At 66.5% G+C, this 16,688-nt stretch carries 17 protein-coding genes; 13 read left to right on the top strand and 4 right to left on the bottom strand.

Going from position 1 to position 16,688, the window contains the following annotated elements; all coding sequences use genetic code 11:
• Window positions 1–55 precede the first annotated feature (55 nt).
• The gene (locus tag OHA42_RS21150) at window positions 56–1,690 is read left to right on the top strand and encodes an MFS transporter (protein ID WP_406229621.1); all 1,635 of its coding nucleotides are present in this window, start codon (window positions 56–58) and stop codon (window positions 1,688–1,690) included.
• Between the two features lie 566 nt (window positions 1,691–2,256).
• Here the strand turns inward: OHA42_RS21150 and OHA42_RS21145 are convergent.
• A complete protein-coding gene (locus OHA42_RS21145; RefSeq protein WP_328400006.1) occupies window positions 2,257–3,102 on the bottom strand; it encodes an IclR family transcriptional regulator in 846 nt (281 codons plus the stop codon).
• A gap of 241 nt (window positions 3,103–3,343) precedes the next feature.
• On the opposite strand from OHA42_RS21145, the gene OHA42_RS21140 reads away from it, so the two are divergent.
• The 7 genes from OHA42_RS21140 to OHA42_RS21110 all read left to right on the top strand — a co-directional run bounded on the left by OHA42_RS21140 (window position 3,344) and on the right by OHA42_RS21110 (window position 9,615).
• Window positions 3,344–3,838, top strand: coding sequence for a flavin reductase family protein (locus OHA42_RS21140; RefSeq protein WP_406229620.1), 495 nt, complete (start codon window positions 3,344–3,346; stop codon window positions 3,836–3,838).
• A gap of 172 nt (window positions 3,839–4,010) precedes the next feature.
• Window positions 4,011–5,153 carry a Rieske 2Fe-2S domain-containing protein gene (locus OHA42_RS21135; RefSeq protein WP_406229619.1) on the top strand — a complete coding sequence of 381 codons (1,143 nt, stop codon included), beginning with the start codon at window positions 4,011–4,013 and terminating at the stop codon, window positions 5,151–5,153.
• 11 nt (window positions 5,154–5,164) lie between these two features.
• The gene (locus OHA42_RS21130) at window positions 5,165–5,392 is read left to right on the top strand and encodes a hypothetical protein (protein WP_406229618.1); all 228 of its coding nucleotides are present in this window, start codon (window positions 5,165–5,167) and stop codon (window positions 5,390–5,392) included.
• A 59-nt stretch (window positions 5,393–5,451) separates the two neighbouring features.
• Window positions 5,452–6,414 (top strand): 2Fe-2S iron-sulfur cluster-binding protein, encoded by a 963-nt coding sequence (locus OHA42_RS21125; protein ID WP_406239496.1) that lies wholly within the window; start codon window positions 5,452–5,454, stop codon window positions 6,412–6,414.
• A gap of 13 nt (window positions 6,415–6,427) precedes the next feature.
• A complete protein-coding gene (locus OHA42_RS21120) occupies window positions 6,428–7,315 on the top strand; it encodes a VOC family protein (protein WP_406229617.1) in 888 nt (295 codons plus the stop codon).
• 34 nt (window positions 7,316–7,349) lie between these two features.
• Entirely contained in the window at window positions 7,350–8,555 is a 1,206-nt protein-coding gene (locus OHA42_RS21115) for an LLM class flavin-dependent oxidoreductase (RefSeq protein WP_406229616.1), read from the top strand.
• 28 nt (window positions 8,556–8,583) lie between these two features.
• Window positions 8,584–9,615 (top strand): zinc-binding dehydrogenase, encoded by a 1,032-nt coding sequence (locus OHA42_RS21110; RefSeq protein WP_406229615.1) that lies wholly within the window; start codon window positions 8,584–8,586, stop codon window positions 9,613–9,615.
• Here the strand turns inward: OHA42_RS21110 and OHA42_RS21105 are convergent.
• A complete protein-coding gene (locus tag OHA42_RS21105; protein ID WP_406229614.1) occupies window positions 9,588–9,884 on the bottom strand; it encodes a three-helix bundle dimerization domain-containing protein in 297 nt (98 codons plus the stop codon). The two genes, OHA42_RS21110 and OHA42_RS21105, sit on opposite strands and share 28 nt — an antisense overlap.
• A 255-nt stretch (window positions 9,885–10,139) precedes the next feature.
• Between OHA42_RS21105 and OHA42_RS21100 the strand changes: the two genes are divergently transcribed.
• The 3 genes from OHA42_RS21100 (at window position 10,140) to OHA42_RS21090 (ending at window position 12,230) form a co-directional block, all read left to right on the top strand.
• Window positions 10,140–10,622 (top strand): nuclear transport factor 2 family protein, encoded by a 483-nt coding sequence (locus tag OHA42_RS21100; protein ID WP_328399990.1) that lies wholly within the window; start codon window positions 10,140–10,142, stop codon window positions 10,620–10,622.
• 29 nt (window positions 10,623–10,651) lie between these two features.
• Entirely contained in the window at window positions 10,652–11,065 is a 414-nt protein-coding gene (locus OHA42_RS21095; RefSeq protein ID WP_406229613.1) for an SRPBCC family protein, read from the top strand.
• A 115-nt stretch (window positions 11,066–11,180) separates the two neighbouring features.
• On the top strand, window positions 11,181–12,230 hold the full coding sequence (locus OHA42_RS21090) for an aminotransferase class V-fold PLP-dependent enzyme (protein ID WP_406229612.1): 1,050 nt from the start codon (window positions 11,181–11,183) through the stop codon (window positions 12,228–12,230).
• 201 nt (window positions 12,231–12,431) lie between these two features.
• Here OHA42_RS21090 and OHA42_RS21085 read toward each other — a convergent pair whose 3' ends face one another.
• Together OHA42_RS21085 and OHA42_RS21080 are read right to left on the bottom strand one after the other, a co-directional pair.
• Window positions 12,432–13,499, bottom strand: a complete 1,068-nt coding sequence (locus OHA42_RS21085; RefSeq protein WP_406229611.1) for a diacylglycerol kinase — start codon at window positions 13,497–13,499, stop codon at window positions 12,432–12,434.
• A 1-nt stretch (window position 13,500) separates the two neighbouring features.
• Window positions 13,501–14,292: an SDR family oxidoreductase gene (locus tag OHA42_RS21080; protein WP_406229610.1), complete on the bottom strand. Its 792-nt coding sequence runs from the start codon at window positions 14,290–14,292 to the stop codon at window positions 13,501–13,503.
• A 103-nt stretch (window positions 14,293–14,395) separates the two neighbouring features.
• Here OHA42_RS21080 and OHA42_RS21075 point away from each other — a divergent pair, with 103 nt between their 5' ends.
• Both OHA42_RS21075 and OHA42_RS21070 read left to right on the top strand, forming a co-directional pair.
• Window positions 14,396–15,265 carry a helix-turn-helix domain-containing protein gene (locus tag OHA42_RS21075; RefSeq protein ID WP_406229609.1) on the top strand — a complete coding sequence of 290 codons (870 nt, stop codon included), beginning with the start codon at window positions 14,396–14,398 and terminating at the stop codon, window positions 15,263–15,265.
• Window positions 15,266–15,374: 109 nt separating this feature from the next.
• Complete coding sequence (locus OHA42_RS21070) at window positions 15,375–16,658, top strand: serine/threonine-protein kinase (RefSeq protein WP_406229608.1); 1,284 nt, start codon at window positions 15,375–15,377, stop codon at window positions 16,656–16,658.
• Window positions 16,659–16,688: the final 30 nt, after the last annotated feature.

The raw sequence follows: 16,688 nt of genomic DNA, 5'->3' as shown, positions 1-16,688 counted from the left end.
ACAACACGCAATTCCTGCGCACCCGAACGTAGTTCCCGAACACCGGAGCGTGGCCATGTCCACCATTCCCAAAGATCCGACCACTGCCGAAAGTCCAGGCAGCATAATCGAATCCGATGCCGACACCGGCAGACTCGACGGCGCGTCGCGTGCCAGGATTTTTACTGTCCTCGCGGTCATCGTGCTGTTCACCGAGGTCGCGCCGATGCAATACACCATCGTTGCGGCCGCGTTGCAGAAGATCGCGCCCACCTTCCCCAGCGTCGGCGCGAACATCAACTGGGCGATCATCGTCTTCGGCCTCATCGGCGCCGCTGCCTCCCCGCTCATCGGCAAGATGAGCGATGTCTGGGGCAAGAAGCGGATGTTCCTGGTCTGCGGCATGCTCTTCATGCTCGGCTGCGTACTGGACGCCGTCACCGACAGCTGGGCGATCTTCCTCATCGGGCGCGGCCTGCAGGCCACCGCCATCGCCACCGCGGTGATCGCGTATGGCCTGATCCGAGATCTGATGCCGCGCAAGTATGTACCGCTCGGCTTGGGTGTCACCGCCACCGGCCTCGGCTTCTCCGCGATCGGCGGACCGTTGCTCGGCGGCTATCTCGTCGACAACTACAGCTGGCGTGCCATCTTCTGGGTGCTCGCCGGATTCACCCTGCTGATGCTTCCACTGGTGTGGTTGGTCGTGCCCGAGTCCAAGCTGCGGGTCAAGGAGCGCATCGATGTGCTCGGCGCCGTCCTGCTCTCGGCGGGCGCCGGACTCACCCTGATCTACCTCGACAAGGGGCAGGATTGGGGATGGAGCAAGCCGCTGACGCTGGCCTGGTTGTTCGGCGGCATTGCGCTGCTGGTGGTGTTCGTGGTGGTCGAGCTCAATGTCGCCCGCCCGATCATGGATATGAAATTGCTGTTCCATCCCCGAGTCACGCTGGTACTCGGCGGTGCGCTGTTCGCCTCGTTCCTCATCGGCGTCCAGTCCTACGCGCTCGGCTACATGACGCAGACCCCGAACTCCGACACTGTCGCGGCAGGCGTCCAGCAGGCGACCCTCGCACAGATCCAGCAGCAAACCGGCCAGCCCATGCCCGCCGCCGCAGTTCAGGTCGCCCTCGACCCCGGCTACAGCTACGGAAACGGTTTCACCCTCCTCGAATTCGCGGTCCGCATCGCCCTGCTGCAAGCCGTGCTCGCCATGATCTGCGGCGCCGCCGCAGGCGCACTGGCCCGCAAGATCGGCGCCCGCATCCCCTTGGTCTTCTCCCTCGTCCTGTTCGCGAGCGCGGGCGTCTGCTACGCGGTCCTCCCCCACACCTGGGTCGTATTCCTCTGGGTGAGCGCGGCATTCGGCATCGGCTTCGGCTTCTACTACGCGTCCATGCCCATCCTGATGGTCGAAGCCGTCCCTCAGGAACAACAGGGCATCAGTCTCGGCATGCTCGGCGTCATGCAATCCATGGGCGTGGCCATCGGCCTGGCCATCGTCACCGCCTACCTCAACGCCAGCCCCATCACCGCCCAGGTCAGCGTCGCGGGCCAACCCCCACAGGGCAGTGTCATCCCCCAGGTCTTCGCCGACCACGGCTATGAAATGGGCTTCTGGTTCGCCGCGGGAGCATCGGCAATCGCCTTGATCATCGCCCTGATCATGCGCCACGGCCGCACCCCCGCCACCGGCGGCACCGCCTACTGATCTCCGCCAGAAGCAGGGAGATGGCGGCCGCCCCTCGACAGCCCGCCATCTCCCTACCCAACACCCCGCGTGGTACAGCTACACGGGGTGTTCGGTTGTCACTTGGGGTGTTGGGATCGCCCCAGGGTGGTGGGTCCGGCGGGCTCCCGGACCACACGAGGTGTGGATCGACACAGGCGTGGCGGGTATCGAGACCGGGTAGTGACCGATGGGATGCGGGGGTGCGAGAAGGTCCGCGAACGCAACCACAGCCAGTCCGCACGCCGGAAGCCGTGTGCCTGCCTCATAGAGCTGCGGAAGAGACAGCCGGGTACCCCACCCGACGTGCCCAGCACTGCCCGTAAACCCTTGGAGGGCAGCCGAAACTGGACCGCACACCCTGGGGTTCGAAAGCCGAGCCCACCCTCCTGGTTGCCTTCCAGGCGTTGTCGGCAACGGCGGTAGTGAAATGGTGGTTCCGTATGGCGCTTTCGCAGCCACCATTTCACTACCGTCGATAGCGCGGCGCCGGTGTTCTGGCGCGGGTTTCGTGGGGTCGGCCGGGTGGGTCGATCCGACAGGCGTGCTCAGCGCCAGCGGGCGTGGCGAGGGAAGAGGGCGCGGGCGGCTTCGTGGGAAACCTCGACAAGGACCCGCGCCAGGCGGGCGGTGTCGAGGGCGGGGCGGTCCGCGCCGATCTGGCCCGACAGGGACAGTGCGCCGACGGCGGCGCCGCGGCCGCGGATGGGGACCGCAACGCAGGCGATGCCGGTGACGGACTCCTCGTTGTCGACGGCGACGCCTTGGCGGTGCCTGATGCGGGTCAGCTCGCGGTGCAATTCCGCTCTGTCGCAGATGGTGCGTGGGGTCAGCTGGGGCAGGCGGTCGCGGAAGGACGCTTCCACAATGCTCGGTTCCAGCGTCGCAAGCAGGGCCTTGCCGAGGCCGGTGCTGTGCGCGGGCATCCGGCCGCCGAGGCGAGTCGGGATGCCCGCGGTACTGCGCCCACCCGCCTTGTCCAGGTAGAGCACCTCGCGGCCGTCGAGCACACCGAGGTGCCCGACCATGCCGGTGCGCTGCGCGAGATCATGCAGCAGGGGGCTCACCACGTCACGAATCTCGTTGTGGTCGGCGGCGAGTCCGCCGAGTTCGAACGGCCGCAGCCCGAGCCGGTAGCCGCCGGGGGCGTGCGCCAGCCAGCGCAGCCGGATCATCTGATCCAGGATGCGATGCACGGTCGAGCGGGGCAGTCCGGTGCGCTCGGCCAGCCCGAGCAGCGTCAGGACCGGCGTCGAACCGTCGAAAGCGTCTAGGATCAGGGTCATTCGCTCGATCATCGAGACCGGCGGTTGATTGTTGGTCCGTGCTGTCGTGGGGCCCGCTCCCGACCACAGCTCTTCGGACTCGGGGTGGGTCATCACCTCGACCGTCATGGCTCACCTCCAGTGTGTAGCTCATACAGCTTAGAAGTATTTCGATTAGGCATGTGCATTTTCGGCACGCCAACTTGTGTCCCCAATCACATTGCCGCCGCGATGGCGAGAGGGAATCCCGGAAACTACGTAGATCGCTACGGATCTTCTCGGTAGCCGGAATCGGTTGTTGACAGGCATACGAGGCGGCCGCTTACCTTCATGACGAAACGGAATATTTCTAGTCGAAACTAGGAGCACCATGGCCGTCGCCCTCGACTTCAAAGCCGTCCTCGGCCGGTTCTGCACCGGAGTCACCGCGATCACCGCACTCGACGGCGACGAACCGATCGGGTTCGCCTGCCAGTCCTTCTCCGCACTGTCGCTGGATCCGCCCGCGGTGGCATTGTTCCCCGCCCGCTCCTCGACCACCTGGCCGCGGATCCGCGCCGCCGAACGGTTCTGCGTCAATGTCCTCGCCGCCGACCAGCAGGACCTCTGCAAGCAACTCGGCCGCAGCGGACCCGACAAATTCGCCGGTCTCGAGTGGAGCCCGTCGCCCAACGGCTCACCCCTGCTGGCAGGCACCATCGCCTGGATCGACTGCACGCTGGCCGGCGAGCTGGACGGCGGTGACCACACGATCGTCATCGGCAACGTGACCGAGCTCGGCGAGGGCCGCGACGCGGGTCCGCTGCTGTTCTATCGCTCCGGATTCGAGCGCCTGATGAGCACTGCGGAGGCGGTCGGTCAATAGCGCACCGGACCGAGCGAATGCGACGCAAACCGACTCGATCAGCCGCTTACCAGTGTCCGAGCGCCACGGGACAGTCTCGGGCCGAAGCTCCCGATCAGTGGGACCACGCCTTTCGGCGACAGCCGACCCGCCGAACTATCGAAACAACGACGACCGTGGAGGAATCGACATCATGAGCCTCGCGAACACCGACGACCAGGTGCGCGTGATCGATACCGGAGCACCACCCGCCCGTTACGCACGCGGCTGGCACTGCCTCGGCATCGCCGATCGCTTCCGCGACGGAAAGCCGCACACCATCACCGCGTTCGGCACCGAACTCGTGGTCTTCGCGGCTACCGACGGCACCCTCAGCGTGCTCGACGCGTACTGCAGGCACATGGGCGGCAACCTCGGCGACGGCACCATCAAGGGCGATACCCTCGCATGTCCGTTCCACGACTGGCGCTGGAAGGGCAACGGGCGATGCGCCGCAATTCCTTACGGCCGCCGGGTGCCGCCGCTGGCCCGCACCAAGTCCTGGGTGACACTCGAGCAGAACAAGCAGCTGTTCGTGTGGAACGACCCCGAGGGCAACCCGCCGCCCGAGGACGTCACCATCCCCCGCATCGACGGTGCGTTCAGCGACGAGTGGAGCGACTGGACCTGGAACGAGATCGTCATCGATGGCGCGAACTGCCGCGAGGTGATCGACAACGTGGTCGACATGGCGCACTTCTTCTACGTGCACTTCGCCTTCCCCACCTACTTCAAGAATGTCTTCGAAGGGCACATCGCCAGTCAGTACATGACCTCCATCGGCCGTGAAGACGTGCAGGGCGAGATCGCCAAAGAGGCGGGTGGCAAGAACGTGCTGCAATCCGAGGCGCACTATTACGGGCCGTCCTACATGATCGACCACCTGGTCAACGAGTCGAACGGCCAGACCGTCGAATCGGTGCTCATCAACTGCCACTACCCGGTGTCGCCCACCAAGTTCGTGCTGCAGTACGGCGCGATCGTCAAGAAGCTGCCCGGCCTCTCGCCGGAGGATGCCGACGCGATGGCGGTGCGTTTCGCGAACGGGCTCGGTCGCGGCTTCGAACAGGATGTCGCGATCTGGAAGCGCAAGACCCGCATCGACAATCCGCTGTTGTGCGAGGAGGACGGGCCGGTTTACCAGCTACGGCGCTGGTATGAGCAGTTCTACCGGGACGCCGCCGAGGTCGAGGACAAGATGACCGATCGCTTCGAGTTCGAGGTCGACACCACCCGCGCGGTTTCTGCGTGGGAGGCGGAGGTCGCCGAGAACCTGGCCGCCAAGCGCGGCGTCTGAACGGCACGGCCATGGACTCCGTCACCTGCCAGACCTGTGGAATCCGGGTCCAGGTAGTCAAATTCAGCCCCGCGCACACCAGCGTGCAGTGGAGCGCGGCCGCCGCGAGGCATTGCACGGAACTCGCCGACAACGGCGGCGGCCCGGTGCGTGGCTGCACCGCGCTGCGCGCGTGCATCGAGAACGCCGTCACTGCGGGCGCAGTCGGTCTGAGCACCCGAGATCGGGACCTGCTGTGAATCCCGGTGTCGCGGTGGCATTGCGCGTGGTCCGCGTCGTCGCGGAAACGCCCGATGCGATGTCGCTGGAGCTGGTCGCCGAATCCGGGGTGCCGCTGCCCTACCGACCCGGCCAGTTCCTGACCTTGCGCATCCCCAGTGACCGAACGGGCTCGGTGGCTCGCTCGTATTCGCTGTCCAGCGCGCCGCACGAGGACGGGCCGCTGAAGGTCACCGTCAAGAGAACCGTCGACGGGTACGGGTCGAACTGGTTGTGCGACAACGCCACTGCGGGCATGAGCATCGACAGTCTGCCTCCTGCGGGCGTATTCACCCCCGAATCGCTGGACGCCGATCTGTTGCTGTTTGCAGCGGGCAGCGGCATAACCCCTGTGCTGTCCATCCTGAAATCCGCACTGGCACAGGGCAATGGGTGCTGCACGCTGATCTATGCCAATCGTGACGAGGAGTCGGTGATCTTCGCCGACGAACTGCGCGCCCTCACCGCCGCCTATCCGCAGCGCCTTGTGGTGCTGCATTGGCTGGAGTCGGTGCAGGGCTTGCCGGCGGCGCGCTACCTGACCGACCTCATCGCGCCGTGGTCGGACCGGGAGATCTTCGTGTGCGGCCCGGGCGCTTTCATGGACGCGGTGGTCGCCGCCGCCCGCGATCTCGGCGTCGACCGGGACCGGGTGCACGTCGAGAAGTTCGTCTCGCTGTCGGGCGATCCCTTCACGCAGGCTCCGATCGAAGTGCCCGACACCGCGGACTCCGCCACTGTCGAGGTCGAGTTCGACGGCGAAACAAACGAATTCGCATGGCCGCGCAGCAGCGTGCTGCTCGACGTGCTGCTCTCGCGCGGTGTGGCAGCTCCTTACTCCTGCCGCGAGGGCGCCTGCAGCGCCTGTGTCTGCCGGGTCGTCGACGGCGAAGTGAAGCTGCTACGCAACGACGTACTGGAACAACAAGACCTGGCCGAGGGCTACGTGCTGGCCTGCCAGGCGGTGCCGGTCACCGACTCGGTCCGGATCACCTATGAATGAGGAGAACGACCCCATGACTGCCATCAGCTCGCTCGGATACGTGAAGGTCGCGGTCGCCGACCCGGATGCCTGGCGCACCTTCGCCTTCGACGTGATCGGCTTCGCCGAGGGATCGGGTCCCGACCCCGACGCGATCTATCTGCGCGTGGACGAGCACGTCGCGCGCCTGGTGCTGGTGCCCGGTGACACCGACAAGGTGCTCGCCATCGGCTGGGAGGTCCGCGACCACCGTGCGCTGGCCACAGCGCGGGAAGCCGTGGAGAAGGCCGGCATCGCGGTGAACACGCTGACGGTGGCGGAAGCGGACGCACGCAGTGTCGAAGAGGCGATCAGCTTCGTCGATCCGTCCGGCACCACCGTCGAGGTGTTCCACGGCCCCGTCCTCGACCACAGCCCCGTCGTCGGCAAGCACGGCAACCGGTTCGTCACCGAGGGCCTCGGCCTCGGTCACGCGGTGCTGCCGGTCCCCGACCTGGATGTCGCTTTCCGTTTCTACACCGACGTACTCGGCTTCCTGCCACGCGGTGCGTTCCGCCTGCCGACGCCACCGGAGTACGGGCCGGTGCGCATCCGCTTCCTCGGCGTCAACCAGCGCCATCACAGCCTGGCCCTGATCCCGTCCGGCGGCAAGGAAGGCTCCGGTCTGGTTCACATCATGGTCGAGGTGGACCGCCTCGATGACGTCGGACGCGCCCTCGACCGTGTCAACAAGGCCGGCTACCACCTGTCCTCGACGCTCGGCAGGCACACCAACGACAAGATGATCTCTTTCTACGTCCGAACTCCGGGCGGCTGGGATCTCGAGTTCGGCACCGAAGGCGTGCTGGTGGACGAAACCACCTACACGGCAGAAGAAATGACCGCGGACAGCTACTGGGGTCACGACTGGGACCGGAGCTGAGGCTCCGGGTCCCCACCAGGTAAGGACAATTGAATTGAGCGACAACCAGTTCGGCCCCACCAGGTTCGGATTCTTCATCGCCCCCTACCATCCGCTCACCGGCAACCCGACCCTACAGATCCACCGCGATCTCGCCTTGGTGGAGCTGGCCGATCAACTCGGCTACAGCGAGGCCTGGATCGGCGAACACCATTCGGCCGGACTGGAAATCGTCGCCGCACCCGAGGTCTTTCTTGCCGCGGCCGCGCAACGCACCCAGCGCATTCGCCTCGGCACCGGCGTGAATTCGCTGCCCTATCACCAGCCGATGATGCTCGCCGACCGGCTCTGCTTGCTCGATCACCTGACCATGGGCCGGACCATGATGGGTGTCGGCCCCGGCCAACTGGCCACCGACGCCGCCATGATGGGCATCGATCCGGTACGCCAGCGCGACATGATGCACGAATCCATGGATGTGCTGGTGCGCCTGCTGCGCGGGGAGACGGTGACCGCCGAGAGCGACTGGTATCACCTGAACGAAGCGCGCCTGCAACTGCTGCCCTACCAGCAGGACGGCCTGGAAATGGCTGTCGCCTCGACCATTTCGCCGTCAGGCGCGGTGCTGGCCGGCCGGCACGGCGCCGGGCTGCTCTCGCTGGCCGCCTCCGATCCCAGCGGTTACGAGGCGCTGCTGCCCAATTGGAAGGTCTACGAGAAGACCATGGCCGATAACGGCCACGTGCTCGATCGCTCGCGATGGCGTCTGGTCGCGCCGATGCATATCGCCGCGACCAGGGAACAGGCGACGCGCGAGGCCGAGTGGGGCGTCGGACATCTCGTCGACTACATCGAGAAGCTCAGCGGCATGAGCGCGCCGTGGAACTCCTCGGCCCGCGCCGCCGTCGAGCAGTGGACCGGAGAGGGCTTCCCGGCCTTCGGGCGCGCCACCATCGGTACCCCCGACGACGCCATCGCCACCATCGAGAAGCTCGCCGAACAGTCCGGCGGCTTCGGCACCTTCCTGCTGCTCGGCCTGAATGTCGCCGATTGGGACGCCACGCAACGCTCGGCGCGGCTGTTTGCCGAGCAGGTGATCCCACACTTCACACGGGCCAATCGGAACCGGGTCGCCTCGCTGGAATGGGCGCATGCCAACAGCGAGCGCATGATCGGCGGCCTCACCGCGGGCATCCAGAGCGCTTTCGACAAGCACGGACAGGCATTGGCCGCGGCACTCGGCACGGAGGAAGCGAAGTGAACACCACCTCGACACCGGGAGCACACCGATGCGTGCAGTAGTAATGCGGGGCCGCAGTCTTGTGGTCGATGAGGTCCCCGAGCCCGTCCCGGGCCCGGGACAGGTCCTCGTCGAGACGGTGGCTTGCGGCATCTGCGGTTCCGACAAACAAGCACTCGACTACACCGACGAGTTCCTGCAGGCCTCCCGCGACAGCGGCGTGCCCACTTTCGAGTTCGACCCCTCGCGCGACGTCGTGATGGGCCACGAGATCGCCGCCCGGGTCATCTCGGCCGGACCGGACACCCCGCACACCGAGGGACAGCTGGTGGTCGCGCTGCCGTGGGCCATCGACCACATCGGTCAGATCCACGGTGTCGGCTTCTCCAATGACTTCCCCGGCGGCTACGGGGAACGAATGGTGTTGCAGGCCATGGCGCTGGAACCGATTCCCGATCATGTGCCACCGCATGTCGCGGCACTGACCGAGCCGCTGGCGGTCGGCTTCGGCAATGTCGCGCGCACCGGCATCGGGCCCGACGGCACCGGCATCGTCATCGGTTGCGGTCCTGTCGGTTTGGGTGCCGTCGCGGCGCTCGCCGAACGCGGTGTCGCACCGATCATCGCGTCCGATCCGTCGAAGCTGCGCCGCGACACCGCATTACGGCTCGGCGCGCATCGCGTGGTCGATCCCGCCGTCGAGGACCCGATCGAGGTGTGGCGCGAAGCGGCCGCGCCCGGCCAGCTGCTACACATCTGGGTGTGCGCAGCGGTGCCGGGCCTGCTCAACGAGCTGCTGTACAAAGCGCCACGCCAAACGACCATCCTGCAGGTCGGCGCGGTGATGACCGACGACGTCATCCGCCCGATCGTCGGCATCTACAAGGACATCTCACTGCAGATGTGCATGGTCTACCCGCACGAGGAGTACGCGAAGACGCTCGGCCGCATCGCCGACGGCACCGTGGACGCGTCCTCGCTCATCACCGACCAGGTCGGCCTGTCCGGAGTGGCAGGCGCTATCGAGGCGCTGCGTCACCCGGACGACCACATTCAGATCCTGGTCCGCCCGGATCTGTGAACGACAGGCGTCGGCCGGGCCGAGGAGACCTCGTCGGTCATGGCGTGCAGCCACTCGCGGGTGTAGCGCTCGGCGAGCAGGGGCAGAAAGTTGTCGACGGTGGCGTGGCCTGCGACGTGTCTATAGGCCGAGCGCAGGCACTGGTTGATGGCGTCGTCACCGACGCCATCGAATTCCCTGGCCAACCGGTGCGCGGCGGTTTGCAACGCAACCTCTTGGTCGATCGAAGGCTCGGGAGGCGGAGCTGGGGCAGCAGGACCTTCAGTCATGGCGGACTCCTGGTCATGTCGGAACGCACAATACTGCGGACGCAGTCGTGCGTACCGACGACCACGTCAAGCACTCGAATACCCGATCCGCCTCGATCGGACACCTCCGCCGGAACTCTGTGCGTGAATCGAGCTTTCGCGCGGCCCCACCGGGGTTCGAGTACCCGGATGGCCTCCAGCATCAGCGGCGCTGCCGCACCCGAAAATATAGAACAGGTTATTGTCTCGGCACCGCGCTCGTGCCAGGCTGGACCAATGGATCTCGCCGCCATAGAAGCAATCCGCCAGCTGAAGTATCGCTACTTTCGGACGCTGGATCTCAAACGATGGGACGAGTTCGCCGACACACTCACCGTCGACGTCGCGGGCCGCTATGGCACCCATGCCCTCGGCGAGCCGCTCACCCTGGACGGCCGCGACGCCGTCACCGCCTTCATGCGTGAGAATCTCGGTCCCGCAGTGGTCACCACCCACATCGCCAATCATCCCGAAATCACCGTCACCGATGAGACCGCCACGGGCTCATGGGCTTTCGAGGACACCGTAATCGCCACCGAATACGGCGTGCTGATCCGCGGCGCCGGCTACTACACCGACAGCTACCGCCTCGATCCCGACGGCCGATGGCGCATCGCCGCCACGGGCTACCAACGCATCTACGAATCAATGCAAGCCCTCTCCGACACCCCCAGCTACCAACTGTTGTCGAACATGTGGGCAACGCCGACCCCGAAGTAACCCGCCCGACGCGATACGGTGGACCCGCTATGGCCACCATCACGCAGGAAATTCTCATCGAGGTCAGCGCGGGCGAGGTGTGGGAGGCGGTGCGCGACGTAGGCGCCGTGCACGAACGCCTGCTCCCCGAATACGTGCTCGACACCCGCATCGACGGCGACACCCGATTACTGACCATGCCCGGCGGCGCCGTCATTCGCGAGCTGATCGTCACCATCGACGACGAAACTCGCAGGCTGGCCTACTCGGCGATCGACGGCTTCCGCCTGCCCCTCACCCACCACCACGCCTCGTTCCAGGTCTTCGCCGAGCCCGGTGACACCACCCGACTCGTCTGGACCACCGATGTGTTGCCTCACGACGCCGCCGAACAGGTCCGCCTCCGTATCGAGCGCGGCGGTCAGGTCATGAAAGCGACTCTGGAACGACGACATCCATCCTGATTCCGACGCCGCGGCACTGCCCCATCGGCCTACCGCGGTTTAATGTCCGCGAAATCGGTCCACTATCGGACCGCTGGCGCTGGACGCGGGCCGGATACGGGCGGATGCTGCGCATATGACTTCGCTGGCGCCTGATGAGTTCAGTCCTGAAACCACCTATCTCAACACCGCCTCCTTCGGGTTGCCGTCCGCCAGGGCTTTGTCCGCCCTGCGAGATGCCAACACCCAGTGGGCGGCAGGACGTGGCGGTCCGATGGCGCACGACGATGTCGTCTCCAAGTTGCGGGCCGCGTTCGCGCGACTGCTAGAGGGTGCAACGGTTGCTGACATCGCGTTCGGCAGTGGTGTCGCAGGGCTCATCGCACCGATAGCTGTGGCACTGCCACCAGGCTCGGAGGTGTTGCTGGCCGAGGGCGAATTCTCCTCCGTGTCCATGCCTTTCGTGCACCGCGGTGACCTGTCGGTGCGCTTCGTGCCGCTGGAGCGGCTGGCCGAGGAAGTGCGGCCGGAGACCGCATTGGTCGCGGTCAGCGTCGTCCAGTCGAAGGACGGCCGGATCACCGACCTGTCGATATTGCACGCGGCCACCCAGGCGCACAACGCCCGCCTGCTGGTGGACGCCACCCAGGCCGCGAGTTGGCTTCCGCTGCGCTTCGCCGACGCGGACTACTGGGTGTGCGCGGCGTTCAAATGGCTGATCGGCGCCCGCAGCATCGCGTTCTTCGCCGCGACACCCGAGACGACGGCGGACATACGCCCCGTCGGTCCCAGCTGGTACGCCGCGGCGGACGCATGGGCCGAGTTGTACGACCCGATCGCACTCGCCACCACAACCCGGCGCTTCGACGCGACACCGGACTGGTTCGGTGCGATCGCCGCCTCGGCGGGCATCCAGCTGATCGAGGAACTGACGGTGGACAAGATCGGGGCGCACAATCTCGACCTTGCCGACCGCTTCCGAACAGGTCTCACCGAACTCGGCTATGAGCCCGTCCCCGGCCCCTCTGCCATCGTTTCGGTGCCCGGCGCAGGCGACGCGGCCGCATACCTCGAACAAGCCGACATCGTCGCCTCGGTCCGCGGCGGCGGTCTTCGCTTCGCCTTCCACCTCTACAACAGCACCACCGACGTCGACCGCACCCTCGACGCCCTCCCCAAAAAGTAGCCCGCCACCACTAGCGCGGTCGCAGTTCGCGGCCACCCATCCGGATGCGTGCGTCCACCATTGCGTGCCAGCCCTTCGGATACGGGTCCGGGCGCGATGGGCATTGCTGTACGACGAGTGGCACTTGGTGGGAGGCGATACGCCGGTGCGATCCCTACGAAGTGCCACTCACACGCCGAACGCGGGGGCGGACAGCAGATGTCAGTGGGCGGCGGGGGTGGTTATCAGCGGGAGGTCAAGGGCCGTGAGGATGCCCGGGGGTGCTCGGACGACGGCGGGGACTGCGTTGACGATGCGCATGGCGGTGGCCAAGAGGGTGGCGTGGTTGTGATCGCCGTGCGGGCTCGAGGTGACGAGGTCCATCGCGTAGCTCGGGTCACCGGCGATTTCGACGCGGTAGGAGCCTTCCGGATGTGCTGGTTGCGGCCAGTCGGGGCACAGGTCGGGGCGTAGGCGGGTGACGTGTTCGAGGACGGTGACGGGCTGGTCGCCGACCATGCCGCGGACCTCGAAACGCAATGCGGCAGCGGTTCCTTCGGCGATGTGGCCGGTGGCGATGTCGAACGCTTCCGGTGCGGGGATTCGGTCATAGGTCTCGGTGACGGAGTCGAGGGTGACCCCGATTCCCGCGGCGAGCTGGCGCACCGTGCCACCCCAGGCGAGCGAGAGGACTCCGGGCTGCAACAACAACGGGATGTCGTCGAGGGGCTTGCCGAAGCCCATGATGTCGAACATCACCTCACGGTTGTCGTAACTGGCGTAGTCGACGATTTCCAGGCACCGCAGTTGATCGATACGCAGACAGGTGCCCGCGAGCGCGAGCGGCAGTAGGTCATTGGCGAAGCCGGGGTCGATGCCGTTCACCCACAGTGACGAATTGCCCTCGGCCGCAGCATCTTGCACCGGCTTCAACAATTCATCGGGCAGCACGCCGTACGGGTACTGGAAGAACACCGGCGCGCAGGCGACCACGTTGATGCCCGCACGCAAGAGCCGCTGCAAATCCTGCACCGCATCGAACAGGCGGTTGTCGGTCATGGAGCAGTAGACGACGCAGTCGGGTGCGGCGGCGAGGATCGCCTCGCCGTCCGTCGTGGCGGCCACCCCCACCGAATGGTCGAGCCCGGCAAGGGTTCCCGCGTCTTTTCCGTCTTTCGACGGCCCCGAAACCCACACGCCTGTCAATTCGAGATCGGGGTTGGCGATAATGCCGGCGAGCGCATGTTTGCCGACATTGCCTGTGCCCCACTGCACTACGGAATACGTCATGTCACAGATCCGGAATCGGTAGGTCGAGGTTCGGCGCGATCAGGCCGCCATCGGGTTCGAGGATCTTGCCGGTGACGTACTTGCCCGCGGGCGAGACCAGGTACAGCGCGGCGGCTGCGATGTCCTCGGGATCGCCGATGGCGTGCAGCGGCGTCTTCGATTCCAGCTCGGTGCGCATGGCCTCGTTGCCGGCGACGATTTCCAGCGCCGAGGTCAGGATCGAACCGGGCGCGATGGCATTCACCCGAATGCGCGGATTCAGATCGAGCGCGGCCAGCCTGGTGTAGTGCGCAAGTGCCGCTTTGGCCGTGCCGTAGGCGGCGAACGCCCGGCCAGGCAGTCGACCCATTGTCGAGGTGATGTTGAGAATCGAACCGCCACCGGCGGTTTCGAGGATTCGCGGCACCGCGGCCCGCACCAACGCGTGGGCGTTGGTGACATTGAAATTGAAGGCCTCGACCAGCGCCTCGGGCGTCGTGTCCAACAGCGTGCACGGCAACGCGCCACCCACATTGTTGACCACGATGTCCAGCCGCCCGAACCGATCCACCGCGGCAGCGGCGAGCCCCGCCGTCGCCTCGATATCGCTCAGATCGGCGGGCACCACATGCGCCTGCCGTCCGGCCGCAGCCACCTTCTCGGCCACCTCGTCCAGCTGACTTTCGGTGCGTGCGGCGATGACGACATCGGCCCCTGCCTCGGCGAAGGCAACGGCGATCGCCGCGCCCAAGCCGCGACCCGCACCCGTGACAACGGCGACCTGCCCGTCGATTCGGAATCGATCCAGAATCATCCAGCACTCCATCCCTCGCAGCAGGTGTCGAATATTCGACACGTTTGTATACTAATATTCGACATCGTAAGTCGTTCCGCCGCGCCGAACAAGAGGTACGCCCATGCCCGACCGGTCACCGTCGCCACCGACCCGCCGGGTCGTCGAGGTCGTGTCACTGCTCGCGGCCGCACCCGACCCGATGAGCGTCGCGGGCATCGCCGACCACCTCGATATCGCCCGCGCCACCGCGACCGCGATTCTGGCCGAACTGGATTCGGCGGGCTGGGTGGTGCGCGACCCGAACCGCGGCTATGCCATCGGCCCTGCACTGACCGGTCTCGGCAGCTCCACACTCCCCAATGGCGTCGGCGAAATCCTTACCGCCCTCACCGTGCGCACCGGATCCGGCGCCACCCTCAGCCGCATCGAACCCGACCGCCTCACCGTCCTCGACGTCCGGCACGGCCCCGACCGAGTGGTCCCCGGAATCCCTGTCGGACACCGCATCCCACTGCAATTCCCGGCGGGCGCCAGCGTGATGCCGTGGCGCGCGGCCGCCGAACAGAACACCTGGCTCGCCGCCGCCCCCGATGCCGAGCGCCGCACCGCAAGCACCTTGCTCGCCCTGGTCCGCGAGCGTGGTGTCGCTGTCTTCCGTCCCCTCGCCGATGATGCGGGCATGGTCGACTTGCTCGCCGATCTCCTCGGCGCGATGGGACCCGAACTGCTGCAGCCACAGCTGCGCACCCGCATACTCCGCCAGCTGGCTGCCCTCACCTCCCGCCCCTACAGCAAACACGAGCTCGATGCCGACACCACGCTGCCCCTGAGCTACCTGGCCGCCCCGGTCTTCGACGCCGTGGGCACCGCAGCCTACGAAGTTCAACTCGGCCCGCTACGCGCGGCGACCACCAAGCTTGAACGCGACGAGTACATCTGCGCGACCCTCGACGCCGCCCGCTCGCTGACGGCCGTCATGACCTCCCGGTAGCGACGAAGCGGGGCCCCTGAGCTGCTGACCCGTGCGTACGATGGGCGTAGTTGCCGCATGGCCAACCGTGGGGCGCGGTGCGCTATCAACTGTGGTTGTGGGGATTCGCATGTCACAAGAGATGTCTTCGGATCGGCTGGTAGCAGGCCGGTACCGACTCGCGAAGGTACTCGGACGCGGCGGCATGGGGGTGGTGTGGTCCGCGACCGACGAGGTGATCGGCCGGCAGGTGGCGGTCAAGGAAATCAGGGCCCCGTCCGATGAGCTCAGGGAGGACCGCGAGGTGTTCATGGCCAGGGCGCTGGCCGAGGCGCGCAATGTGGGGCGGATAAGTCATCCGGGCGTCGTCGCGCTCTACGATGTGATTCCCGCAGGCCAGGACGACGACGCGGTCTATCTGATCATGGAGTTGGTGGCCGCACCGACGCTGGACCGGTTGATCAGGGTGTACGGGAAGAGGCCGAGTCGCGAGGTCGCCGAGATCGGGTTGCAGTTGCTCGACGCGCTGGCGGCAGCGCATGCGCTGGATGTCGTGCACCGGGACGTCAAACCTGGGAACGTCTTGGTATTGCCGAGCGGCCAGGTCAAACTCCTCGACTTCGGCATCGCACGCGCCGCCACCGATCCCCGGCTCACCCGATGGGGCGCGTTGGGCACCGTCTCCTACATGGCACCCGAGCGGTTCGGGCCCGGTCCCATCACTCCCGCCGTCGATTACTGGGCGCTGGGTGCCACGCTGTACCGTGCCGCGACCGGCAGCAGTCCGTTCGAGCGCGAGTCCACCGCACAGACATTGCAGGCCATCATCTACCAAGACCCACCGGCCCCCGACTGCGACGAGCCTTTAGCGTCGGCGATCACGGCACTACTGGCCCGCGACCCCCGCGACCGACCGACCATCGACCGGGCACGCGCCATGCTGCGCGCGGCCACGACCGATCAGCCTTCGACGCAGATCGGCGAGCCCGCCGTCCGGAAACCGGCAGACACCGCGGTGACACTGCCCGCGTCGCCCGACAACGATTCGACCTCGAATCCACCGCGAGAAACCCGGGCGAGGTCTGCCCGACTGCGCGGCGACGAGGCATCGAGGCCCGAAACTTCCGCGCGCCCTCGAGCTGTCAAACCCCTTGCCGCGGCCGCGCTCTGGTTCCTGTGCGGGCTCCTGTTCCTAGTGCCCGGCGTGACGGTTATCGCAATAGCGGCGGAAACGATGCTCACGGGCGCCGACGCCGCATCGTCCGCTCAGCGCTTCGTCGGCCCGACCATCGGTGCACTAGTCGGTGCGGTGATGATTACGCTCGCCGTCTTCCCGATACTCATCGGCATCCGCGAACTGAAGGACGGGCGCGGCCACCGGGCCGCGAGTGCGGCGCTGCCGAAAGAGCGGTAGCGACCGCCGATTCCAGCCGATCGCCCGCGG

The organism is Nocardia sp. NBC_01009 (genome assembly GCF_045208035.1).
Lineage (GTDB): Bacteria > Actinomycetota > Actinomycetes > Mycobacteriales > Mycobacteriaceae > Nocardia.
This window is presented reverse-complemented; position numbering and strand designations above follow the sequence as displayed.

Coding starts and splice junctions, on each gene's coding strand:
- OHA42_RS21140 (WP_406229620.1), top strand. CDS start 3,344: ATGGCCGTCGCCCTCGACTTCAAAGCCGTCCTCGGCCGGTTCTGCACC.
- OHA42_RS21070 (WP_406229608.1), top strand. CDS start 15,375: ATGTCACAAGAGATGTCTTCGGATCGGCTGGTAGCAGGCCGGTACCGA.
- OHA42_RS21100 (WP_328399990.1), top strand. CDS start 10,140: ATGGATCTCGCCGCCATAGAAGCAATCCGCCAGCTGAAGTATCGCTAC.
- OHA42_RS21095 (WP_406229613.1), top strand. CDS start 10,652: ATGGCCACCATCACGCAGGAAATTCTCATCGAGGTCAGCGCGGGCGAG.
- OHA42_RS21130 (WP_406229618.1), top strand. CDS start 5,165: ATGGACTCCGTCACCTGCCAGACCTGTGGAATCCGGGTCCAGGTAGTC.
- OHA42_RS21145 (WP_328400006.1), bottom strand. CDS start 3,102: ATGACGGTCGAGGTGATGACCCACCCCGAGTCCGAAGAGCTGTGGTCG.
- OHA42_RS21085 (WP_406229611.1), bottom strand. CDS start 13,499: ATGACGTATTCCGTAGTGCAGTGGGGCACAGGCAATGTCGGCAAACAT.
- OHA42_RS21090 (WP_406229612.1), top strand. CDS start 11,181: ATGACTTCGCTGGCGCCTGATGAGTTCAGTCCTGAAACCACCTATCTC.
- OHA42_RS21110 (WP_406229615.1), top strand. CDS start 8,584: ATGCGTGCAGTAGTAATGCGGGGCCGCAGTCTTGTGGTCGATGAGGTC.
- OHA42_RS21135 (WP_406229619.1), top strand. CDS start 4,011: ATGAGCCTCGCGAACACCGACGACCAGGTGCGCGTGATCGATACCGGA.
- OHA42_RS21120 (WP_406229617.1), top strand. CDS start 6,428: ATGACTGCCATCAGCTCGCTCGGATACGTGAAGGTCGCGGTCGCCGAC.
- OHA42_RS21080 (WP_406229610.1), bottom strand. CDS start 14,292: ATGATTCTGGATCGATTCCGAATCGACGGGCAGGTCGCCGTTGTCACG.
- OHA42_RS21105 (WP_406229614.1), bottom strand. CDS start 9,884: ATGACTGAAGGTCCTGCTGCCCCAGCTCCGCCTCCCGAGCCTTCGATC.
- OHA42_RS21075 (WP_406229609.1), top strand. CDS start 14,396: ATGCCCGACCGGTCACCGTCGCCACCGACCCGCCGGGTCGTCGAGGTC.
- OHA42_RS21150 (WP_406229621.1), top strand. CDS start 56: ATGTCCACCATTCCCAAAGATCCGACCACTGCCGAAAGTCCAGGCAGC.
- OHA42_RS21125 (WP_406239496.1), top strand. CDS start 5,452: ATGTCGCTGGAGCTGGTCGCCGAATCCGGGGTGCCGCTGCCCTACCGA.